General features: G+C 71.4%; 14 protein-coding genes. 3 read left to right on the forward strand and 11 right to left on the reverse strand.

What is annotated here, in order from left to right; translation table 11 throughout:
* The first annotated feature begins 127 nt into the window (after window positions 1–127).
* Genes ACZ7OH_RS26475 through ACZ7OH_RS26485 form a run of 3 tightly spaced genes read left to right on the forward strand, consistent with a single transcriptional unit; the run spans window position 128 to window position 3,527 of the window.
* Window positions 128–1,750 carry a GMC oxidoreductase gene (locus ACZ7OH_RS26475; protein WP_470283243.1) on the forward strand — a complete coding sequence of 541 codons (1,623 nt, stop codon included), beginning with the start codon at window positions 128–130 and terminating at the stop codon, window positions 1,748–1,750.
* Between the two features lie 35 nt (window positions 1,751–1,785).
* Window positions 1,786–2,712 carry an ATP-binding cassette domain-containing protein gene (locus ACZ7OH_RS26480; RefSeq protein ID WP_470283244.1) on the forward strand — a complete coding sequence of 309 codons (927 nt, stop codon included), beginning with the start codon at window positions 1,786–1,788 and terminating at the stop codon, window positions 2,710–2,712.
* Window positions 2,709–3,527: an ABC transporter permease gene (locus tag ACZ7OH_RS26485; RefSeq protein WP_470283245.1), complete on the forward strand. Its 819-nt coding sequence runs from the start codon at window positions 2,709–2,711 to the stop codon at window positions 3,525–3,527. Before ACZ7OH_RS26480 ends, ACZ7OH_RS26485 begins: the two co-directional genes overlap by 4 nt.
* On the opposite strand, the gene ACZ7OH_RS26490 is transcribed toward ACZ7OH_RS26485, so the two are convergent.
* The 11 genes from ACZ7OH_RS26490 to ACZ7OH_RS26540 form a co-directional block, all read right to left on the reverse strand.
* Window positions 3,500–4,666, reverse strand: a complete 1,167-nt coding sequence (locus ACZ7OH_RS26490) for a glycosyltransferase (RefSeq protein WP_470283246.1) — start codon at window positions 4,664–4,666, stop codon at window positions 3,500–3,502. The two genes, ACZ7OH_RS26485 and ACZ7OH_RS26490, sit on opposite strands and share 28 nt — an antisense overlap.
* A complete protein-coding gene (locus tag ACZ7OH_RS26495) occupies window positions 4,663–5,481 on the reverse strand; it encodes an alpha/beta fold hydrolase (RefSeq protein WP_470283247.1) in 819 nt (272 codons plus the stop codon). Before ACZ7OH_RS26495 ends, ACZ7OH_RS26490 begins: the two co-directional genes overlap by 4 nt.
* The gene (locus ACZ7OH_RS26500) at window positions 5,478–5,792 is read right to left on the reverse strand and encodes a phosphopantetheine-binding protein (RefSeq protein ID WP_470283248.1); all 315 of its coding nucleotides are present in this window, start codon (window positions 5,790–5,792) and stop codon (window positions 5,478–5,480) included. The genes ACZ7OH_RS26495 and ACZ7OH_RS26500 overlap by 4 nt, the downstream gene beginning before the upstream one ends.
* 16 nt (window positions 5,793–5,808) lie before the next feature.
* Window positions 5,809–8,430, reverse strand: coding sequence for an acyltransferase domain-containing protein (locus ACZ7OH_RS26505; RefSeq protein ID WP_470283249.1), 2,622 nt, complete (start codon window positions 8,428–8,430; stop codon window positions 5,809–5,811).
* Window positions 8,431–8,436: 6 nt separating this feature from the next.
* On the reverse strand, window positions 8,437–15,063 hold the full coding sequence (locus tag ACZ7OH_RS26510; RefSeq protein WP_470283250.1) for an SDR family NAD(P)-dependent oxidoreductase: 6,627 nt from the start codon (window positions 15,061–15,063) through the stop codon (window positions 8,437–8,439).
* Between the two features lie 13 nt (window positions 15,064–15,076).
* Window positions 15,077–16,012 (reverse strand): SDR family oxidoreductase, encoded by a 936-nt coding sequence (locus tag ACZ7OH_RS26515; protein WP_470283251.1) that lies wholly within the window; start codon window positions 16,010–16,012, stop codon window positions 15,077–15,079.
* Window positions 15,984–17,312 (reverse strand): PucR family transcriptional regulator, encoded by a 1,329-nt coding sequence (locus tag ACZ7OH_RS26520; protein ID WP_470283252.1) that lies wholly within the window; start codon window positions 17,310–17,312, stop codon window positions 15,984–15,986. Before ACZ7OH_RS26520 ends, ACZ7OH_RS26515 begins: the two co-directional genes overlap by 29 nt.
* 121 nt (window positions 17,313–17,433) lie before the next feature.
* A complete protein-coding gene (locus tag ACZ7OH_RS26525) occupies window positions 17,434–18,399 on the reverse strand; it encodes a transketolase C-terminal domain-containing protein (RefSeq protein WP_470283253.1) in 966 nt (321 codons plus the stop codon).
* The gene (locus ACZ7OH_RS26530; RefSeq protein WP_470283254.1) at window positions 18,396–19,274 is read right to left on the reverse strand and encodes a thiamine pyrophosphate-dependent enzyme; all 879 of its coding nucleotides are present in this window, start codon (window positions 19,272–19,274) and stop codon (window positions 18,396–18,398) included. Before ACZ7OH_RS26530 ends, ACZ7OH_RS26525 begins: the two co-directional genes overlap by 4 nt.
* A 22-nt stretch (window positions 19,275–19,296) precedes the next feature.
* Window positions 19,297–20,775, reverse strand: a complete 1,479-nt coding sequence (locus ACZ7OH_RS26535) for a class I adenylate-forming enzyme family protein (protein ID WP_470283255.1) — start codon at window positions 20,773–20,775, stop codon at window positions 19,297–19,299.
* 5 nt (window positions 20,776–20,780) lie between these two features.
* Complete coding sequence (locus ACZ7OH_RS26540; protein WP_470283256.1) at window positions 20,781–21,092, reverse strand: hypothetical protein; 312 nt, start codon at window positions 21,090–21,092, stop codon at window positions 20,781–20,783.
* Window positions 21,093–21,095: the final 3 nt, after the last annotated feature.

Below are 21,095 nucleotides of genomic sequence, written 5' to 3' on the forward strand. Positions count from 1 at the left end.
GAGCATGAGTAGGACGGGTAATGTCAAGGTGTCCTTCTGGCCGGTTATTGGCCCTCGCGAACCATTGTTCACTGTGAAATGACCATGACGCTTGTTCCCCGCAAAGCGGATGACAATGGAGTCAACCATGCCTGAAAACTCCCCGGTCCCCGGAGGCGCGCGTATCAGCCGCCGGCACGTGCTCGGCGCGGCCGCGTTGGGAGCGGCGGCCGTCGGTGGTGTGCTGGCCGGCTCCGGCCGGGCCGCCGCCGCCCTTGTCGGCTCCTCCGCCACCGTGACCGAGCAGCGAGAACGCGCGGTCGTCGTCGGCTCGGGATTCGGTGGCGGCGTGTCCGCGCTGCGGTTGGCGCAGGCAGGGGTGTCGACCCTCGTCCTCGAACGTGGTCTGCGGTGGCCGACCGGTCCGAACGCCACCACGTTCTGCCGCTTCGCCAACATGGACAACCGGTCCGCCTGGCTGACCGACCACAGCGTCGTCCCGGGTGTGGACAAGACGTGGACGCCGTTCACCGGCGTGATCGAGGCCGTGCAGGGCAACGGCATGACCGCCAACTGCGGCGCGGCCGTCGGTGGTGGCTCGCTCATGTACCACGGGATGTCACTGCAGCCGACCAAGGCGAACTTCGCGAAGTCGATCCCCGCGGCGGCCGGGCTCTACGACGAGCTCAACCTGTGGGCCTACCCCCGGGTCGCGCAGATGCTGGGTATTTCGACCATTCCCGATGGCATCCTGAAGACCGACCCGTACAAATCGTCGCGCTTGTTCACCGACGTCGCCGCCAAGTCCGGGCTGAAGACTTTTCGCGTTCCCTTGCCGGTCGACTGGGACTTCGTCCGCGGTGAACTGGACGGGCGTTACGAGCCCACCTACACCACCAGCGACATCGCCTTCGGGGTCAACAACGGCGGCAAGCACTCGATCGACGTCACGTACCTGGCGGCCGCGGAAGCCACGGGCAAGGTCCGGGTGGCACCACTGCACGTCGTGCGCGACATCGCGATGGACTCGAACAAGCGCTGGGTGCTGGAAGTCGACCGGATCGACACCGCCGGAGTCGTCCAGGAGAAGAAGCGGATCATCGCCGACTCGGTGTTCCTCAACGCCGGCTCACCCGGAACGACCAGGCTGCTCGTGAAGTCGAAGGCGAAGGGGCTCATCCCCGATCTGCCCGACTCCATCGGCACCCAGTGGGGCAACAACGGGGACCGCATCTACGCCTGGATCGGGATGAACGGCGACGCCGGCACCCAGCAGGGCGGCCCCGCGTGTGTCGGCGGGAGCGACCCCGCCAGCCCGATCCCGCTGACGATCATCCACGCCGGCGCGCCCGCGTCCCTCGCCGGCGTCAAGCTGATGACGGTCGTCGGGTTCGGGGTCGCGCCGGCGGCCGGCACCTGGGCCTACGACGCCACGAAGGACGACGCCGTGCTGACCTGGCCGGTCGCCGCCGACGCCGCGCTGCAGACACTGATCGCGGCGCGCATGGCGGCGCTCGCGCTGGCCGGTGGCGGTCTGATGGTCGACACCAACACCACGGCGCCGTCGACCTGGCACTCGCTGGGCGGCGTTCCGCTCGCCTCGGCCGTGGACCTGTACGGCCGGGTCACCGGCCACCAGGGGCTCTACGTCCTGGACGGATCGCGCATCCCGGGCTCGACCGGCGCCTGCAACCCGTCGATGACCATCGCCGCGCTTGCCGAGCACAGCATGTCGAGGATCGTGGCCCAAGACGTCGGGCGGGTGTTCTGAGCGGGCGAGGCGGGGCCGGCGCACCGCCGCGCATCGTGACCGCGGAGCTCGGCAAGTCCTACGGACCGGTGCAGGCCCTGGCCGAGGTCAGCTTCGCGGTCGGCGGGGGCCGGATTCTCGGTGTGCTCGGGCACAACGGGGCGGGCAAGACCACGCTGGTCGACATCCTCTCCACGCGCGTGCGGGCCGACACCGGAACCGCGAGGGTCTGCGGCTGGGACGTCGATCGCGGCGGCGCGCAAGTGCGCCGCCGCATCGGGGTGGCCACACAGTTCACCGCGCTCGACGAGAACCTCTCGGGTGAGCAGAACCTGGTGCTCCTCGCCCGGCTGCTCGGCGCGACGGCCAAGCAGGCCCGCGAACGAACCGCCGAGCTGCTGGCGGCTTTCGGCCTGACCGAGGCGGCGGGACGCCGGGTCCGGACCTACTCCGGCGGGATGCGGCGACGGACCGATCTGGCGGCCTGCCTGCTGGGCCGTCCGGAGGTCCTGTTCCTCGACGAACCGAGCACCGGGCTCGATCCGGTCGCCTGCCGGCAGCTGTGGGACACGCTGAAACACCTGGCGGGCACCGGGATCACGGTAGTGCTGACCACGCAGTACCTGGCCGAAGCCGAAGCACTGGCCGACGACGTGCTCGTGCTCGCGGGTGGACGGGTCGTCGCCGCGGATACTCCCGCCGCGCTCAAACGCCGACTCGGTAGCCAGCTGCTGACGCTCTCCTTCCCGGGCCAGTGGCACCGCGATCAGGCGATCCGCCGCTTGCACGGCCTCGGCATGCCCGGAGTGGTCGATCCCCGGTCCGGCGCCGTCGTGCTGCCGGTGCACGATGGACGTGACGTGGTGGCCGCGGTGCGCGCACTCGATTCAGTGCAGCTTTCGGTGACGCAGGTGCGCGTGACCGAGCCGACCTTGGAGGACGTCTACCTCGCTCTCCACGGCGCAGGACAGGCACGCCGGTGACCGCGCGGGTGAGCCTGCCGGCCCCCACGGCCACGGCCTGGGAGAGCAGCTCGTTCGGCTACCAGGTACGGGTGCTGACCGGTCGCTACGTGCGCGCCACGCTTGGAGACCCGAAGCTGTTGTTCCTGGGCCTGCTGCAGCCGGTGGTGCTGTTCCTGTTGTTCAGTCAGGTTTTCGCCGGGGTAGGGGCCATTCCCGGGGTCGCCGCGTTCGCCGGCTACCTCAACTTCCTGTTGCCGGCGACGATGGTCAACATCGCTCTGACCACGGCCATGGGTGCGGGATTCGGCCTGCTCAGCGATACCTACACCGGCTTCGCCGGACGGTTGCAAACCATGCCGGTGGCGAGGATGTCGCTGCTCACGGCCCGGACCCTGGCAGACGCGATCCGACTGGCACTGCAGCTGGTCGTGATCTTGGTCATCGCGTGGCTGGCGCTCGGGTTCCGTCCGGTGAACGCCGGAGGACTCGCCGCGGCAGCGCTGTTCACGGTCGTCGTCGGCTGGTCCCTCTGCTGGGTCTTCCTGGCGATCGCGGTGTGGCGCCCGCGGCTGGAGGCCATGCAGGCGGTCACGTTCGTCGTGATGTTCCCGCTCATGTTCAGTTCGAGCGCTTACATGCCGGTCGAGACGATGCCCGGGTGGTTGCGCGTGCTGTCGAAGGTCAACCCGGTGACCTATTCCGTCGACACGACCCGGGCACTGGCTCTCGGCACTCCGGCGGGCGCCGCGCCGTTGATCGCCGCCGTGCTGGCGGCGGTCTTCGCCGGCCTGGGTGCGTGGACCGCTTACGCGCGGGTCGCGCGGGAGCGGTGAACTCCGGCCGCGAGATTCTCCAGCGCCGTGGCCGCGGCCGGTGCTCCGCCCGCGGCGGCGAACGAGTCCCGGATCTTCCCGGCCGCGGTGGTGAACGCGGGGTCGCCGAGCACCCGGTCGAGGGCCGCTCCGATGTGCTCGGCCTGGCTGTGGCCGAATCGGAGCCGGGTGCCGGCTCCGGCCTCTGTGACCTGGTCGGCGATGATCGGCTGGTCGTCGCGGATGGGTGCGACGACCAACGGCACCCCGTACGCGAGGCTCTCGCAGACGGTGTTGTGGCCGCCGTGGCAAACAACCGCGGACACGTGCGGCAGCAGCTCCGGCACCGGTAGCCAGGGGGCCCGGACGAAATCGCCGGGCTCGTCCAGCAGGTGGTCGCCAGGATCGGCGAACACGGCCTGCAGGCTGGGCCGCTCACGCAGCGCCGTGGCGCATTCGCGGAGGAAGCCGCCGGTCACGTCGGTGTTGGCCGTGCCCATGGTCACGAGCACAGTGGTTCGTCCGGGCGCGAGCCGCGCCCAGGGGAAGTCGGCACCGGCGCCCGAAGCGTGGCGCACCGGCCCGACGAACTGCGCCGGCGCGGCGGTGGGGCCGGCGAGAGCGGCGGTCGTGAACGCGATGACCAGGTGCGGGGAGAACCGCGGATCGACACCCGGCGCCACACCGTGCCGCCGGCGCAAGTCAGTGAGCCGGGCGGTCAGCCAGTCCCGCACCCTCGGCGTCACCGCGAGGGGATCGGACAGCTCAGCCGACGTCGACGCCGACGTCGCCCACGACAGCCCCGCCCGTTCGGCAGCCAAGGCGCCCGCGAGGGCCTGCTGGTCGGCGAGGACGACGTCGGGGGACACGCGCTGTACCGCTTGGCGCACGCCCGGCGCCATCGCGTCGGCCAGCGGCAGCAGGACCTCGTCCCACAGGTGTTTCAGCGCCGCGTAGCCGCGGAGCTGGGGTGGCCGGGGGACGTCCGCGGGGCGCGCGCACGCGTGAACCGGCCAGCGGCTGGGCAAGGATCGGTTCAGGAGGGTCTCGTCCCCGGCCCAAGCGATCTCGTGGCCGCGGGCGTGCAGTTCTTCGGCGACCGGGACGAGCGGATTGATGTGGCCGGTGAAGGGCGGCACGACGACCAGGAACCGGCTCACGGCCGGTCCCCGGCCGCCGTCAGTGCCCGGTGGTGCCGGGAGATCCAGTCCAGGATGACCGGCCGGATTTCGTGGTGGCGCTTGACGAGCACGGAATGATCTTGGCCTTCGACGATGTGGGTGCGACAGTTCGGCAGCAACCGTTCCAGGCCGTGGAGATCTTCGCTCTGGAAACCTTCGCTGCCCACGACGGAGAGCACCGGATGGAGAAGAGAAGCCAGCGTGGCCTCGTCGAGGAACGGTGCGCTGGGTACCTCTTCGACGATGGTGGTCGCGCGAATGATCTTCACCGCGGCCCGGGTCAGCCGGGCCTGGTGTGCGCCGAAGGTGTCTTCCACCCAGGCCAGGTAGCGTTCGGTGGCCATGCCGTCGACGACGCCGCTGAGGGTTCGTGCCATCTTCTCCGACCACGCCCCGGTCGGCGGTTCCCCTTCGATGGCGACGATGCTGCGGACGCGCTCGGGGTACCGGTGCGCGAAGTCGAAGGCCACCGTCGCGCCGAAGCTGTTGCCCACCAAGTGCACCGGTCCGGCGATGTCCAGCCCGTCGAGCAGGACCAGCAGGTCGGCGGAGAAGTCGCGGACGAGGTAGCCCGTGGCGGGCCGGTCGGTCCGGCCGTGGGCCCGCAGGTCGTAGGTGAGCACGTCGACACCCGCGGCGGCCATCGGCGGAGCGAGGGTCAGGTAGAAGCTGGCCAGGCTGTCGTAGCCGAGGCCGTGGACGAACACCGCCTGCGGAGCGGGATCCGGCTCGGGGTTTTTCGCGCGCAGGCGCTGGTAGTGGGTGCGGACCCCGTTGGTGACGAGGTAGCTCACGCGGTCAGGCCTGCCTTTTCCGAGAGGGCCGAGTGCACGTAGTCGGCCAGCAGACCGAGCCTGAGCCCGATCACGTCGTCGATCTCCAGGCCGGCGAGGAACTCGGCCAGGTTGACGCGGTCGCCGTAGCGCTCGGCGAGCATCCCGCCGAGAGTCACGAGATCGATGCTCTCCAACCCGAGGTCGTCGTGGAAGAGGGTGGCCGGGGTGACGTCGGTGCCGTCGAAACCGTACTGGTCGAGCAGATCGGTCACCATCGACCGGATCACCTCGAACACGGCCTGGGCGGAGGGATCGGTGGGGTAACTCATCGTGTTTCTCCTGAGATCAGTGGGAAAGGACGTGGTAGCCGGGGGAGCCTGCAACGGCGGTGATCGCGGTGCCACCGGCCGGGGCCGGTCCTTCGGCGATTTCGATCGGGTCCGGTGGTGTGGATCCGGCCGGTCGGACGCGCGCGACCGCGGCGGCACCCAGCCGGGCGACGGCGATGTCGAGGTCGGGAACTTCGAGCCCATACCGGCCGGTGACCCGGCACCGTCCGGACGGGGCTTGGCGCACGCGGAGTTCGGCCGGGTGGACGGGACCGGCTCCGTCGTCCCAGAGCCGGCCGCGGACGGCGTCTTTGACCACGGCGAGCTTGAGGAACCAGGCCCGCTGCTCGGTCGGGGGCAGCCGTTGGTACTCGGCGTACTCCTCGGCGCAGGTGTAGCGGCGGAGGTAGAAGTCGCGTGAGGACAGCGTCCGCCAGCGTTCGATGATCGACCACAGCCCGTCGGTGCGGCGTTCGGACAGGGTCGCGGTGCCGGGTTCGCGGTGGACCAGTCCGGTGCGCTCGTCACCGTCGAACCGCCGGTCCACCCAGCCTCGGACGGAAACGATCGGAACTCCCTCCCGGCGGAGCTGCCCGTCCATGGTCACCGTGTCCGAGTCCACTCCGGTGACCCGGACGAAGCAGTCCACGGTGGATCCGGGGGCGGGTTCCGGTGCGTGCCATTCGATGCGGGTGATGCGTGCGGGGAGCGCGATGTAGCGGTCCGGCACGGTCTCCGCCAGCCACTGGCCGAGGTACTGGCCCAGGTTGTCCAGGAGCGCACCGGGTGCGGGGGGCACGGTGATCACTCCGCGCATGCTGCGCTCGGAGACCGCGATCGACCGGGTCATGCCCTGGAACGCCGGACCGTGGAACAGCCAGCCCTGCTCGTACAGGTCGCGCGCGGCCAGCTTCGGGGATCGCTCGCCCGGTTCGGGGCCCCACGGTGCGGGCGCCGGCGGCCGGACGTCGGCCAGCTCGATCGTGCCTTCGGCGTGTTCACCCAGCCGGACGTGGGCGCGGCCGGGACCGCTGGGCTGAACGGTGACCGGCACCCTTCTCGGCGGAAACGCCGGCAGCCAGCGGTGGAAGGTGAGGTTCTCGGCCGCGACCGCGGTCAGACCCGGATGGGCGCGTTCGGCGGCTTCGAGCATGTGCGTGACCATCGTGGTGGCCGGGACCAGCGGGCGCAGGTCTTCGACGTCGGGCCAGCCGGGGCGCTGCCGCATCAGGCAGTGGTCGCGCAGGTACGGCATCGCCGCGAGGGAAACGTCCAAGGACTCGGCCGGACCGGCGGCGCGCAGGACAGCGGCGACGGAGGTCGCGGTGTCGTCGAGGAACCGGGCCATCTCGTCGGCGAGGGGAGTTCCCAGCGCCGCGAGGCCGGTGACCCCGGCCGGCGCGGGGAGGGGCGATTTCGCGGGGCTCGGTGACTGCGACTCGGCCACCGGGGCCGGCCGCGACACCGCGGGTGCGGGTCGATCGAGCGCGCTGAAGTCCGGATCGGCGCCTTCGGTCCACAGCGCGACGGCGCACCGGCGCAGCTGGTCGAGACCCGAGCGATGCGGGGAGTTCGCAGCCAGCACGAGGAACTCCGCCCCCGGGAGATCGTGGCGCAGCGTGTCGTCGATCAACGAGCCGAGTTGCCCCGGCCCGGCCTGCACGAACGCCCGCACCCCGTCGGTGTACAGGGCGCGCACGACCTGGCGGAACCGGACGCGCTCGACCAGGTGGCGCAGGCACAGAGCACGTGCGGAGTCGGGTTCGTCCGGGAACGGGGCGGCTGTGGTGGCCGACCAGACCGGGGTGGTGGCCCGGCGCATCCGCAGTGCGGGCAGCCCGTCCCGGAAGTAGCGGAGATAGGGCTCGAGCATGGGGGTGTGGAAGCCCGACCGGAACGGCAAGGGGCGGCAGATCACCTTTTGGGCGCGCAGGGCCGCGGTAACCTCGCTCAGGGTCGCGGCCGGTCCGCACACGACGGTCTGGTTCGTCGAGTTCTCGTGCGAGATCACCACGTCGGGCCGGTCGGCGATCGCCGCTTCGGCGCGGATCGCGTCGCAGCCGAGGACGGCGAACTCGACACCGGGTACGCGCAGCGCGTCGAGATCGGCAGTGTCGACGAGCGCATCGAACTCGGCCCCCGACACGATGCCGCCGGTGATCATCGCCGTCCATTCGCCGACACTGTGCCCGGCCACCGCGTCGGGCCGCACCGCAAGGCGGCGCAGGGCCGCGTCGAGCAACCGGCCCACTGCCATGACGGCCGCACCGTGGCGACCGAGTGTCTTCGCCGACAGTTCGGGAACCGGCGCTCCCAGGTGCTTGGCCACGTCGGCGACCCGGGGCTCGAATTCGCCTTCGAGCCCGGGGAAGATGAACGCGGTGCGTCCGCCGCCGGCCAGCAGCGGGGCCGGGCTGAACCACAGGTCGCTGCGCCGGCGGACCGGCGTTCCCCGGGCGATCAGCCGCCGGGCGGTGGCAAGCAGATCCGGAGTCGGATCGACCAGGCCCAGCCGCGGCCCCGGTCCGCGGTAGGTCGCGTTCCGCGGCTCGCGGGAGTCGAGCGCGGCCACGATGCCGTCGAGGTCGGGAGCGGCGAGCAACAGTACGCGGTCGGTCGTGGCTGCCGAAGGTGTCATGCGCGCCTACCAGGCCGACGCTGTGTAGAGGACCGCGGGGGAGAAGCCCCACGCGAGTTCGCGAAACAGCGCCGGGACCGCTGCCTCCGGTGCCAGCAGGCTGATTCCGCGTTCGGCGTAGGACCGGGCCAGTTCGTCACTCACCATGCCGCCGTGCCGTTCACGAGGCGCCCACGGTCCCCAGTGGACGGTCAGAGCGCGGGCGCCGCTCCGCTTCGCCCACGCCTCGCCCATCCCTTCCAGCGCGTCGTTGGCCGCGGCGTAGTCGGCTTGCCCGCGGTTGCCCAGGACGGCCGCGATGCTGCCGAAGAGCACGACCCGCGGGGGCTCGGGTAGCTCATCGAGGGCGTCGAGCAGGGCCCGGGCGCCGTCGACCTTGGTGCGGTAGACGCGGGAGAACGACGCCGGTGTCTTGTCGGCGACCAGCCGGTCTTCGATCACTCCCGCGGCGAAGACGACCAGGTCGAGGCGTCCGTGTTCGGCGTGGACCTGCTTGACCAGTCGGCTGACCGCGTCGGCATCGGTCACGTCCACCGGGTGGTAGCCGACCGCGCTTCCGTGCCCGCGGATGTCGGACAGCGTCGCTTGGACTTCCCGGCGCGCCAGAGTCTCCTTCGCGCGCCGGTCTATCTCCGCCGGTTCGAGGTGGCCGAGACCGGCCAGCGCGCTGCGCAGCGCGGTCAGGTCGGTGGCCGCGGCAACGCTGTCCGGTTCGGGGTCGGCGGCGGTGGGTGCCGTGGTCCGGCCGGCCAGCTCGATCCGGCACCGGGTGGTGGCGGCGAGGTCCGCGGCAACCCGGGCGGTGATGCCACGGGCGCCTCCGACCAGCAGGACGACGGAGTCCGGGCCGAGCCCCGCCGCGGTCAATTCGGCCGCGCCGTCACCTGCTGGACCGGAACCGGTCGCGGCGAGCCCGCCCAGCGACGTCGGGGTCGCTTCGGGAACCTGTCGTTGCGGCGTGTAGCAGACGACGGGCCCTCCTTCGTGGTTTTGAAGCTCTTCGGTCACCATTTCGGCGATTTCGCCTTCGTCGGGGTTTCCGGTGAGCTCGACGAGCCGGGTGAGGACGTCCGGGTACTCCCGGGCGAGGCTCCGGAAGAAGCCACGCAGACCCCACGCTCGTCCGCTCGGGGCCGCGACCGCCACGCACCAGCGCACCCGGGGGAGCACCGACGCGAAGAGCGGGAAGATCTCGGGCAACGCGGGTTCGGCGGCGGTGAGGGCGTGCAAGGAGATCAAGCCGTCCAGTGGCGTGTCGATGGACACGGGCTCGTCGTCGTCCAGCACGACGGGAACCGCGCCGCTGGCGGAGAGGCGGCCCGCCAGTTCGTCGGTCACCAGCCGGTTTCCGCCTGCGATGGCGATCGTCGCGCCGACGAGGGCAGCCGGGTCGGGTGTGGCCGGAGCGTCCACGAGGTCTTCGACGAACCGGCGCGGTTCGTCGCCTGGGATCTGCGGCGGGGTGCCGGGCGACGGCTCGGGTGCGGGAGCGGCCGTGGTTCCGCCGAGCACCTCGGCCATCGCGCGGGCGGTCCGGCTGCGGACCAGCTCGTCCACCAGGTCGCGACCATCGCCCACGGCACTGGACAGTTCGCCGGCGATCTCGGTGCGCTTGATGGAGTCGACGGACAGGTCAGCTTCGAGGTCGAGGCCGGGGTCGATCATCTCGGGCGGGTAGCCGGTCCGCCGGGCGATCACCCCGACCACGACCGACAGCGGGTCGGCGGCCGGAGCATCCGGCGCGGCAGGGGTTTCCGGTTCGGGGGCTGCGATCGCGATCGGAGCTGTGACGACGACCGGTGCTGTGCTGGGGGACAGGGCCGGGGCGGCAGTGACCGGCGCACCCAGGTAGCCGAGCATCACGTCGCGCTGCGCGGTGACGAGCTCCCGGCTGGTGCGGAGGAAGTCCGCGACGAGCGCGTCACGACCCAGGAGATCGGGCATGGTGTCCGTCCTCGGTGCTGAGAAGGGATGGATGCGGCGGACGGGGGTCAGCCCGCCGGGGAGCACGGCACCGTCCACAGTGCGGACGCGGTGTCCGTCGACCGTCCACTGCGGACGCTTCGGGGGCTCGGCGAACGTGAGGTCCAGGCCGGGCCGACCGTGGTGCAGCCAGCCCGCGCGGACGTCCACCCCGGCCGCGGCCAGCCGGGCGAGACCGGTCAGGAATCCGTGCAGGCCGTCGTCACCGAGGCTGACCGCAGTGTGGGGCCGGTCGTGCAGGATGCGGCCGACCAAGCCGCTGAGCACGGCACCCGGCCCGGCTTCGACGAAGATCCGCGCGCCATCGGCGTACATCGCCTCGATCTGGTCGGCGAAGCGCACCGGCGCACCGATCTGTGCAGCCAGCTCGGCCCGGGGAGCGTCCACCTCGTCCGGGTAGGGAGCCGCGGTCCGGTTGGCCCAGACCGGCCGGTGGCGTTCCCGGAAGTCGACGTCGGCCAGGACATCGCCGAAAGTGCGCCCGGCTTCCGCTACCACCGGACTGTGGAACGCGCACGCCACCGGGAGCGAGGTCGCCGGCAGCGCCGCTTCACGCAGCATCGCCAGCGCGGCCTCGACCGCGGGCGTGGGGCCGGCGATGACGGTCTGCTCAGGTGAGTTGTGATTGGCGATCACGACACCGTCGAGGCCGTCGAGCACGCGCTCGACCTCCTGCGAACCGGCCGACACGGCTGCCATCGCGCCGGGATCCGAGCCGGCGGCGGCCAGGATGGACTCGGCCCTTGCCGTGCTGAGCGACAGGAGCGCCTCCTGGTCCAGCGCACCCGCCGCGGTGAGCGCGACCAGTTCGCCGTAGCTGTGCCCGGCGAACATGTCGGCGTGCACGCCGGAGCGCACCAGCAGTTCGTGCACGGCCAGCCCGGCCACGCCGAGCGCCGGCTGGGCGCACCGGGTGTCGCGCAGCCGGTCGCGCTGGGCGCGTGTCTGGTCGGGGCCGAACGCGGCCGGGGGGAACAGGTCGTCGAGAACGGGGCCGCCCAGCCAGGCGATCCGGCGCAGGTCGGGAAACGTCACGAACAGTTCGGACAGCATGCCCGGCCGCTGGCTGCCCTGACCGGGGAACAGCACAGCGACCTTGCCCGCCGCCGCGTCGTCACCGAGGAAGACCTCGGGCGGGGTTTCCCCGGCGGTCAGGGCTTCGACGATCCCGGCCAGCTCGTCGAGAGTCGTCGCCACGAACGCGTACTTGACCCCGAAGTGCTCGCGCGCGCTCCACACCGACACTGTCTTGGCGAAGTCGCGCAGCGACCACGGGCGGCCGTTGGTGTCGTTGGCTGTCAGCAGGGTGCGCAGCCGCTGCAGCTGGCGGACGGCCGAGGCGTGGTCGATGCTGCGGACCAGGAACAGCTCGGCGGGCCAGGCCGTCCGGCCGTGCCGGTTCAGGTCGGCGGTGCCGTGCCCGGCGAGTACCAAGTGGAAGTTCGTGCCGCCGAAACCGAAGGCGCTCACCCCGGCCACCCGGTTCGCCGCCGGAGCGAGCCAGGGCGCGGGCCGGGTGCGGAAGGTGAATGGGCTGTCCGGTGTCCAGGCCGAGTTGGGCGTCTCGATCCTGGTCGGCGGCAGCACGCCGGTGTGCACGGCCAGCGCGGCCTTGATCAGCCCCGCCATCCCGGCCGCGCACTTGGTGTGCCCGATCTGGGATTTGACCGAACCGAGCACGCAACCACCCGGCGCCGCCCCGGCTTCGCGGTAGAGCGCGGTGATCGTCGTCAGCTCCGTGCGGTCGCCGACTACTGTGCCCGTGCCGTGCGCTTCCACCAGTCCGACTTCGGCCGGGGACACGCCGGCGGCGCGGTAAGCCCGTTCCAGGGCCCGCCGTTGTCCTTCAGCTCGCGGTGCCGTGAGCCCCAGCGCCCGGCCGTCACTGCCGCTGCCGACGCCCTTGATGACGGCGTACACGCGGTCACCGTCGCGTTCGGCGTCGGCCAGCCGTTTGAGCACGAGGCAGGCAACGCCCTCGCCGAGGGCGATTCCATCGCCTTCGGCATCGAAGGTCCGACATCGCCCGCGCGGCGACAGCGCACCGACCGAGGCGAACATGAGGAAGTCCTCGATCGAGTTGTGCAGGTCCGCGCCGCCGCAGAGCACGACGTCGCTGCTGCCGGCGAGCAGTTCCTTGCACGCCGCGTCGACCGCGGCCAACGACGAACCGCATGCCGCGTCCACCGTGAAGTTCGCGCCGCCGAGGTTCAGGCGGTTGGCGATCCGGCCCGCGATGACGTTGACGAGCTTGCCGGGGAAGGTGTCCTCGGTCAGTCTCGGGAGTTGCTCGTCCAGGTCCGGGGGCAGGTCCTCGAGGTAGGCACGCAGCATGATGCGCAGGGTGTTGGCGCGGGAGAGGTCACTGCCGGCCTCGGTGCCGAAGATGACACTGGTGCGGTCGCGGTCGAACGGCTTGTCTTCGTAACCGGCGTCGCGCAGGGCCCGCTGGGCGGCTTCCAGAGCGAGCAACTGCACGGGCTCAATCGAGGCGAGCGCGGTCGGGGGAATCCCGTAGCGAAGCGCATCGAAGGGGATCCGCGGAAGGAATCCGCCCCACTTGGAGTACGTGTGGTCGTCGGTGCCCTTCTCCTCGGCGTAGAACCGGTCCGCGTCCCACCGGTCGGCAGGCACCTCGGTGATCGCGTCGGCCCCCGAGAGGATGTTCGCCCAGAACTCCGGCAGTTCGGCCGCGCCGGGGAACATCGCCGAAATGCCGACGATCGCGACGTCGAGCGGCCTCACCGCCGTGGGGCGATCGGGTTTCTCCGGAGGCGCGGCGTGCGCGGCGAGGAACTCGGCCGCGCCGGTGGTGACTTCCGCGTGGAGGGTCGCGAGGGTGGTGGTGGCCGACCGCAGGACCGCCACCTGCCCCGCCATGTACAGACCCTCCGCGTGCTGGCCCGCCTCGTCGACATCGACTAATTCGCTGCCGACGCGGCGGATTCCTTTGCTCGCGATGCGCAGGCGGCCGACGTTGAGTTCTTCGAGGCGTTGCCACACCTCGCGGTCGTCGGTGCCCTGGCGCCGCAGTTGCCGGCGCAGCGAGCCGAACTCTTCGGTGAACGGGCTGGGCAGGCACCGGGTGACGTGCCCGGGCGCCGTCTCCAGCAGGACGGTCCGCTCGGCGGTGACGGCGCGCTCCCGGAACAGGGGACGCACCGCGCCGTGCGCGACGGCTTCGTCGGTGAACAGGTAAGCCGTGCCCATCAGCAGCCCTGCCGCGGTGCCCAGTTCGGTCAGCGGGGCGGCCGCGGCGGCGACCATGGCCGAGGAACGTGCGTCGTGGATTCCGCCGGCGAACAGGATCTGCAGTTGGTCGGCCGCACCACCGGCCGCTGTGAAATCGAGCAGGACGTCGATGACCGCCTGCCACAAGCAGAAGCTGGTCCGAGGACCGACGTGCCCGCCGCACTCCGAGCCTTCGAAGACGAACTTGCGCGCGCCGGCGGCCAGGAACTGCTGGAGCAGGGCGGGGGAGGGGACGTGGAGGAACGTGGTGATCCCGGCGCTTTCCAAGGCCGCGGCCTGATCGGGGCGGCCGCCGGCGATCAGGGCGACGGACGGGCGGAACTCCCGGATGGCCTGCAGCTGTCCGGCTCGCACCTCCTCGGCCGCGAAGCCCAGGACACCGATGCCCCAGGGGCGGTCGCCCAGGCGGTCGCTGGTCTCCGCGAGCATTGCTGCCGTCTGCTCGGCCGAGGACAGGGCAAGGGCCAGGAAGGGCAGGGCACCGGCGTCGGCGACGGCACGGGCGAAGCCGGCTTGGTCGCTGACCCGCGTCATCGGACCTTGGGCTACCGGCAGCGCGGTGCCCAGTGCCCGGGCGAGCGGCGATCCCGGTGCGACGGCGAGGCATTCGCTGTCGACCGGGCGGTGAAAGGCCTGGTCCACCGCTCGGATTGCCCGCGCCGTCGTGCCGAAGCGGCCGGCGAACCCGGCCGCGAGGAAGCAGTCCTGCCCGACAGGCAGCCGGCTGTCGTCGCCCAGCGGCAGCGTCCGACGCCCGGTGTGCAGCTCGGTGTTGGTGCCGTCGCTCACGGCGATGTGCGCCAGAGCATGCTCGGGTAAGCCGGACTCCTCGAGCAGCGCGAGCTGGGTGTCCAGGACGACCCCCGCGGCCCCGCCGGCCGCGGCAGCCGCCGCGGTGGCCGGCCCGATGCCGCCGCAGGCCAGCACGGGCAGTCCCGTCCCGGCGTCGAGGAGGTGCTGCAGCAGTACGAAAGTGCCGAGCTCGCTGACCCGGCCGCCGGCTTCCGAACCGCGCGCGATCAGGGCCTGTGCTCCGTCGGCCCAGGCGACCTCGGCTTCGGCGGCCGACGTGACTTCCACGACGACCGGCCAGCGCGCGGCGGTGTCGGCGACCGGCCAGGGTGCGCCGGCGGCGAGGACGACGACGGCCGGCTCGGCCGCCGCCGCCACGTCGGCCATGGACGCGGCGCAGTCCGCCGTCACACGGATGCCGAACGGCCGTCCACCTGCCAGCCCGCCGACCCGGTCGAGCTGGTCGAGGGCCGGGCGGTCGCCCTGGCCGAGGTCGAGCACACCCAGGGCTCCCGCCCGGCTCGCCGCGGCGCACAGGACCGCGTCCGGTACCTCGCACGGTGTCACCGCCACGACCGGCCACGACCAGTCGGTCCTTGCTCCCATGGAAAGCCCTTTCTCAGTCACGGCTCGGTGGTGCGGCGAGGTGTTGCCGGATCCAGGTGTCGGGATCCGCGGCCTTGGCGGCATGCAGCGCGGCCACCTCGCGGTGCGGGAAGATGAAGAAGGAGTCTCGGGAGAGGCCGGTCACGACGCTTTCGGCGACGTCCGCCGGGTCGAGGATCTCGGCGGAGTCGGCGACCGCGCGGGCGGCCTGGTGGCCCACCCGCAGGCCGTCCATCAGCAAGTCCGTCCGCACCCCGAGCGGGCACAAGGCACGCACTCGGATTCCGAGATGCCCGTAGCTGACCGCCAGCCACTCGGCGAGACTCACCGCGGCGTTCTTCGTCACCGAGTAGGGGGCGTCGCCGGGCAGGCCGAGCAACCCGGCCGCCGACGCGGTGATGACGATCTGCCCGGTCCGGCGCCGGGCCATGCTCGGCAGCACCGCCTGTGCGAGGTGGAGGTGGCCCATGACATTGACCGACCAGGCGTTCTCCCAGACCGGACGCGCCGCGTGGATGCCCATTCCGGTTGCGATTCCCGCGTTGGAACAGAGCAAGTCGACCGGGCCGAATTCGTTTTCGATGGTCGCGACGAGCTCTTCCACCTCGTCTTTCCGGGTCACGTCCGCGGCGACCGCGACGACGGCCGCGCCGGTTGCGCGCAGCTCCTCGGCCACGGCTTTCGCCGCGTCGGCGTCGATGTCCGAAACCGCGATACCGCGCGGCTTCTCGGTCGCGAACCGGTGGGCGAGCGCGGCGCCGATTCCCCGCGCTCCTCCGGTGACCACGATTGTCTTGCCCGAAAGATTCACAATTTTCCCATGAGGTGCCTGCGAACGTCGTTCGGAAATGAGCGACGGATTGGAACGGTAAGGTGGTGACAATTCAACTGTCAAGATGTGCGTGGTTTTTGTGAATCGCTCACTGCGGTGCTGTCGGTTCGTTGTCATCGATTGAGTGGTGTGACCGCTCCGCCCGGGAATCGGGATCGAGCAGCAGGTCCGCGCGCAGCGCCAGCTCGAGCGTCAGCCGGGCGTCCGGGTCCGCCAGCTTGTCGCCGAGCAGCTCCTGCAGCTGGTGGATCCGGTAGCGGAAGGTCTGCGGGTGCACGTCCAGGCCGGCTGCGATTTCGCTGTGCGTGCCGCGGCTTTGCAGCCAGGCCAGCAGGGTGGTCGCCATTCGCCGGCGCTGTTTGGTTGTGAGCCCGGCGAACGCGGCGTCGGTGTGCTCTCGCAGCTGGCCGGTCAGGAACGGGTCCACCAGCAGCATCAAGGTCGGCAAGTGGTCTTGGCACCAGGCGATCCGGTCGGATGGCCTGCCCTGCAACTGGATGAGCCCGAGCAGCCGCCGGGCCTGGATCAGGGATCGGTTGACCTCTGCGGGGCTCACCGCGGGCCCGACGGCACCACGGCGCCCGCGCAGCAGGTCCACGATCGGCCGCCGGTGTTCACCGGGATCGTGTAGCAGCACACAGGGGGCGGAGCTTTCGAGGTCGACCAGCGCCTCCCGGCGCGCGAGGACGTCTCGGAGGTCGTCCTTCTCGTCGCGTCGTTCCACGGCGACGACGAGCAGCCGGTCCGGCATCGGCCAGCGTGCGGCCTCGGCCAGCGCGCGGATCCACTCCTGGTCGGCCGGTTCGCCGGAAAGGATCATGCGCACCAGCTGCCGGCGCGCGGCATCCGGGAGGTCCGGTGCGCCGCATTCGCCACGCACGCGGGTCTGGGCCGCGTGGTGGCCGGCGATCGCGACGGTGCTGAGTTCGTCGACCCAGGCGAAGATCGCTTCGGCGATGACGAACAGGGACTCGGTGGGGATGCCGATCGAGTGCGCTTGGGCGCTGATGTGCTGCCAGACGACGCGCGCGCCGATCCGTACGGCGGCCTGCAGCGGTTCGGTGGTCCGGCCCTCCATGAACTCGAGCTCGCCGGCCCGGTGGAAGACCGCCCGCCAGGCGCTCCAGTCGGATACCGACCCGTCGACGGCGTCGAAGCACTGGTGGATGGCGGTTTCGATGGCTCTCGTGAGGGTCTTGCGGATGCGGTCGTCCATGGTGCGGGAGTACGCCCCGACGGCGCGTTGGATCTCCTCCTGCACTTCCTGGACCAGGATGTCGGTCAGCGGTCGCAGTTTCTCGGCGAGCTCCACCGGAATGGTCGACCACAACCGCAGCGCAGGACTGCCGTCGTCGGCTGGTGCGATCGCGGTGTGGCCGGCGGTCGGGTACGAGGATGAACGGACAGGAGGAAGCATGATCGCCCCCGGCGATGGGGTCGCGGCGGCCGACGTATCGGCATGTGCGCGACATGCTGTATCGGGTGTGGTTCGGTTCGGAGGTGAACCGCCTGTGCGGACTGGGCGAGCCTGCCCGGGATCACCGGATGGGCACGCGCGATCGGGAGTAACTGCACACTCTGTGGACCGCGGCGGCGATGTCCACGGGTCTCGGGCCGCCGGGATCCGCGGCCGCCACCTGTTCGACCGGCGCGGCGAGCAGACCGAGCAGTTCCCGGCCGGCCAGTTCGGCGATGGCGCCGTACTGCGCTTGCGGAGCACCCGATCCAGGGGCCAGGACGAGGCGCCGGGTGCGGGCGGCGGAACGCAGGACCACCTCTGTGTCCAGCGATTCGAGGCCGCGAAGGGGAACGACGTCAACCTCGACGCCCTCCGCCGTGAGGTCGGCGGCGGCGTGCATGGCCGCGATGCGCGCGGTGCCGCACGTGACGACGGTGACTTCGGCGACCGCGCCCATGCAGGCGGTCGCGTCGGCGATCGAGGCTCCTTCGGCGGGGTCGGCCCGTGGACCGATCGCGTCGTAGAGCCGGACCGGTTCGAGGACTACGCACGGCGCCGGATCGCGGATGGCCGCGAGCAGCAGCTGTTCGGCCTCGGCCGGCGTGCTCGGCTGGACGACCTTCAGGCCGGGAATGCGGACGAACCGGTCCAGGTGAGGGCCGGACCCCGCCTCGGGAACGGGAACGGGGATGCGGAAGACCGGCGTCGGACAGGGCACGGCCGGTGGCCGGTCACGGAAGACGGCGAGGTTCGCCAGCTGGTCCATGGCTGCGCCGCTGACCGGGGCGGCGGGCAGTTCGACGATGGGGATCAGGCCTTCGAGGGCGGCGCCGACGGCCGCACCGCACATCGCTGTCACCGAGGCCGGGAGGTCGAGCACCCGGTGCGGTCCGTGCGTGGTCGACAAGCCGCGGGTGACGCCGAAGCGGCCGCCGATCGGGTCGGCCAGATCCTGGCCGAGGAGCAGGACGCGGAAGTCGGCGCCGAGGGCCCGATCGAGGGCTCGGTTGAGCGCGGCGCGTCCGGAGTAGTCAGAGGTGCTCATCGCCGCCCGCCTGGGGTGGTCCGTCCGGTGATCAGCTTCAGCACGTCGGTGAGCCGCTCCACTTCGGACATCGCCTTCGCGGAGATCCGGACGAGCTGCGCCGCGTCCGCACCGGTCTTGGTGAGCCGTTGTTCGTACCGGTGCAGCGGATCCTCGTCGGATGTGTGGCCGTCGGTGAGCCGGAGAGTGACGCACTCGACGAAGGTCGGGCCGCCGCCGTCCCGCGCGCGGGCGATGGCTTCGGACACCGCTCGGCGCACCTTGATCGGGTCGCTGCCGTCCACGGTCAGTCCGGTCATGCCATACCCTTGTGCGCGGGCGGCGATGGGACCGGTCGTCGCGCCGTCGAAGATTTCGTTCCGGCACAGCAGTACCAGGGGCAGCCGGTGGGCTGCCGCCAGGTTGGCGCCTTCGTGGAAGGCGCCGGTGTTCACCGCGCCATCGCCGAAGGAGACCACCGTGACGCGTCCGCTGGCTGTCGCCTTGGCGGCCAGCGCAGCGCCGGCGGCGACGGGAATGCCGGCGCCGGGGGCCTCGGCCGAGAAGATCACTCCGTGGGCCCGTGCCATCGGGTCGGCGACCGCCGGATTCCACGGAGTGAGCAGCATGCCGATGACGTCGCGCAGCGGCATTCCGCAGGCGATCAGCTCGTGCAGGCAGCGCTTCGTCGTGACCAGGCGGTCGCCGGGTTCGAGCGCGGCCACGGTGCCGGCCGCGACGGCCTCCTGACCGCGCACCGGCCGGTAGGCGATCGGGTGGACGGCGGTGTCGAGCCGGCGGAGTACGGCGGTCTCGCACATGCGGGTCTTCACCATCGCCGTGTACATCGCGAGCAGCGTGTCCTGGCTGCTTGCCGGTCTGGTCAGGACGGCCATCCCGGATCACCTCGATTCTCGGTCAGCGGGTCAGGGCGGCCACGACGTCGGGGCGGCGGACCTTGCCGGTATCGGTGCGCGGGAGCTCCGGCCAGACGACGATCCGGTCAGGGGTCTTCGAGCTGCGCAGCGCGGCCCGCACCGCGCCCCGCAACCGGTCGGGGTCCAGGTCGATACCCGGCTCGGACGTAACCACCGCTTCGATCCGCTGGCCCCAATCTTCATCGGGTACGCCGACGACGACCGCGTCCGCGACGCCGTCCTGGCGCAGCAGCACGTCCTCGATCTCGGCGGGGGCGATGTTCTCGGCGCCCCGGATGATCGTGTCGTCCTGTCGTCCCTCGACGTAGAGGAAGCCTTCGGCGTCGAGGTGGCCGAGGTCGCGGGTGTCGAACCACCTGTCGCCGCGAGTCTCGCTCATCCCCGCGTACCGGCCGGAGACCTGTGCACCGCGGATCCAGATCCGGCCGGACACACCGGGGGGCAGGCCGGTGCCGTCCGCGGCGCGGATTTCGATCTCGATGCCGGGAACCGGCCGGCCCGCCGAGTGCAGCCGGGCTCGCGCTGCCGGTTCGGTGGCGGCGAGCGCGGCGCGGTGCTCATCGGGGCCGAGGATGGTGACGGTCGAGCTGGTTTCGGTCAGTCCGTAGGCGTTGACGAACCCGACGTGCGGCCACTCGCGCAGGGCCCGCTCGATGACCCGGGGCGGCATCGCGGCGCCACCGTAGGCCAGGGTGCGCAGGCTGGGCACGGACCGGTCGACGTCGTCGGCACCCATGATCCGCGCCAGCATGGTCGGCACGACCATCGCGTGCGTGACCTGCTCGGCCCGGGCCAGCTCGAGCCAGCCTGCCGGGGAAAAAGGGTCGAGGAAGGTGATCCGGCGGCCGGCGTAGAGGTTGGTGAGCACATTGGACACCGCGGCGATGTGGTACGGCGGCACGCAGAGCAGGGTCGCGTCCCCGGCTTCCGCGGCGGCGAATTCCACCGTGCCGATCACGTAGGAGACGAGGTTGTCGTGGCGCAGCAGGACGCCCTTGGGTGCCGACGTCGTGCCGCTGGTGTAGATGATCACCGCGGTGTCCTCCGGCGAGGGTTCCCGTTCCGGTTCGGCCGCTGCCACTCCGGGAGGCCACTCCGCCGGTGTCGCGTGACCCACGGCCAGGGGCGCCACCAGGTCCGTGTACTTCTCGTCGGCGACGACGAAAGCGCCGGAGTGGTTGCCGAGCACGGTTCTCAGCTGGGCGTCGCCAAGGCGGTAGTTGACCGGCACGAAGGGCACCCCGGCGACCGCGGCGCTGAAGAGGGCCACGGGGAACGCCGGTCCGGTGGTCGCGAGGTAGACCAGTGCCGAGGCGCCGGACGCCACCAGCGCTGCTGCGCCGCGTCGCGCCGCGGCGCGAAGTTCTTCGCCGGTGAGCCCGGACCGTGCACTCCCGATCGCGACGCGCCGGTCCAGCGCGCCTTCGGCGGTCATGTCGAGCAGTGTCGTGAGGTTCATGGGCGTCAGTCCGATGCCGGAAGGGGTTTGGCGCTCTTGACCGTCAGCGGCGTGCCGTCCAGGGCGAGTGATCCCGGTCCCGCCTTGGTGCACAGCAGTTCCACTGAGCCGCCGGCGTCGGTGTAACGCTTGCCCAGGATGGTGCCGGCGGCGTGCGCTGGATCGACGGCACCGGCGGTGGTGCCGTCGTGTTCGGTCTTACCGACCACGGGGGCGCCGCCGCAGGTGAGCTCGGCTGAGCCGGCAGACCAGCGGACCACCACCACGGCGGTGGTGTCCACAGTGCTCAGGAGCGTCGACCCGACGCTGGGTTCCATGCT

The sequence above is a fragment of the Amycolatopsis sp. NPDC114478 genome (assembly GCF_055633805.1).

What these genes read in the sequence shown, in the direction of transcription:
- ACZ7OH_RS26475 (WP_470283243.1), top strand. Translation starts at nt 128, where the DNA reads ATGCCTGAAAACTCCCCGGTCCCCGGAGGCGCGCGTATCAGCCGCCGG.
- ACZ7OH_RS26500 (WP_470283248.1), bottom strand. Translation starts at nt 5,792, where the DNA reads ATGAGTTACCCCACCGATCCCTCCGCCCAGGCCGTGTTCGAGGTGATC.
- ACZ7OH_RS26505 (WP_470283249.1), bottom strand. Translation starts at nt 8,430, where the DNA reads ATGACACCTTCGGCAGCCACGACCGACCGCGTACTGTTGCTCGCCGCT.
- ACZ7OH_RS26510 (WP_470283250.1), bottom strand. Translation starts at nt 15,063, where the DNA reads ATGGGAGCAAGGACCGACTGGTCGTGGCCGGTCGTGGCGGTGACACCG.
- ACZ7OH_RS26515 (WP_470283251.1), bottom strand. Translation starts at nt 16,012, where the DNA reads ATGACAACGAACCGACAGCACCGCAGTGAGCGATTCACAAAAACCACG.
- ACZ7OH_RS26520 (WP_470283252.1), bottom strand. Translation starts at nt 17,312, where the DNA reads ATGCTTCCTCCTGTCCGTTCATCCTCGTACCCGACCGCCGGCCACACC.
- ACZ7OH_RS26525 (WP_470283253.1), bottom strand. Translation starts at nt 18,399, where the DNA reads ATGAGCACCTCTGACTACTCCGGACGCGCCGCGCTCAACCGAGCCCTC.
- ACZ7OH_RS26530 (WP_470283254.1), bottom strand. Translation starts at nt 19,274, where the DNA reads ATGGCCGTCCTGACCAGACCGGCAAGCAGCCAGGACACGCTGCTCGCG.
- ACZ7OH_RS26535 (WP_470283255.1), bottom strand. Translation starts at nt 20,775, where the DNA reads ATGAACCTCACGACACTGCTCGACATGACCGCCGAAGGCGCGCTGGAC.
- ACZ7OH_RS26540 (WP_470283256.1), bottom strand. Translation starts at nt 21,092, where the DNA reads ATGGAACCCAGCGTCGGGTCGACGCTCCTGAGCACTGTGGACACCACC.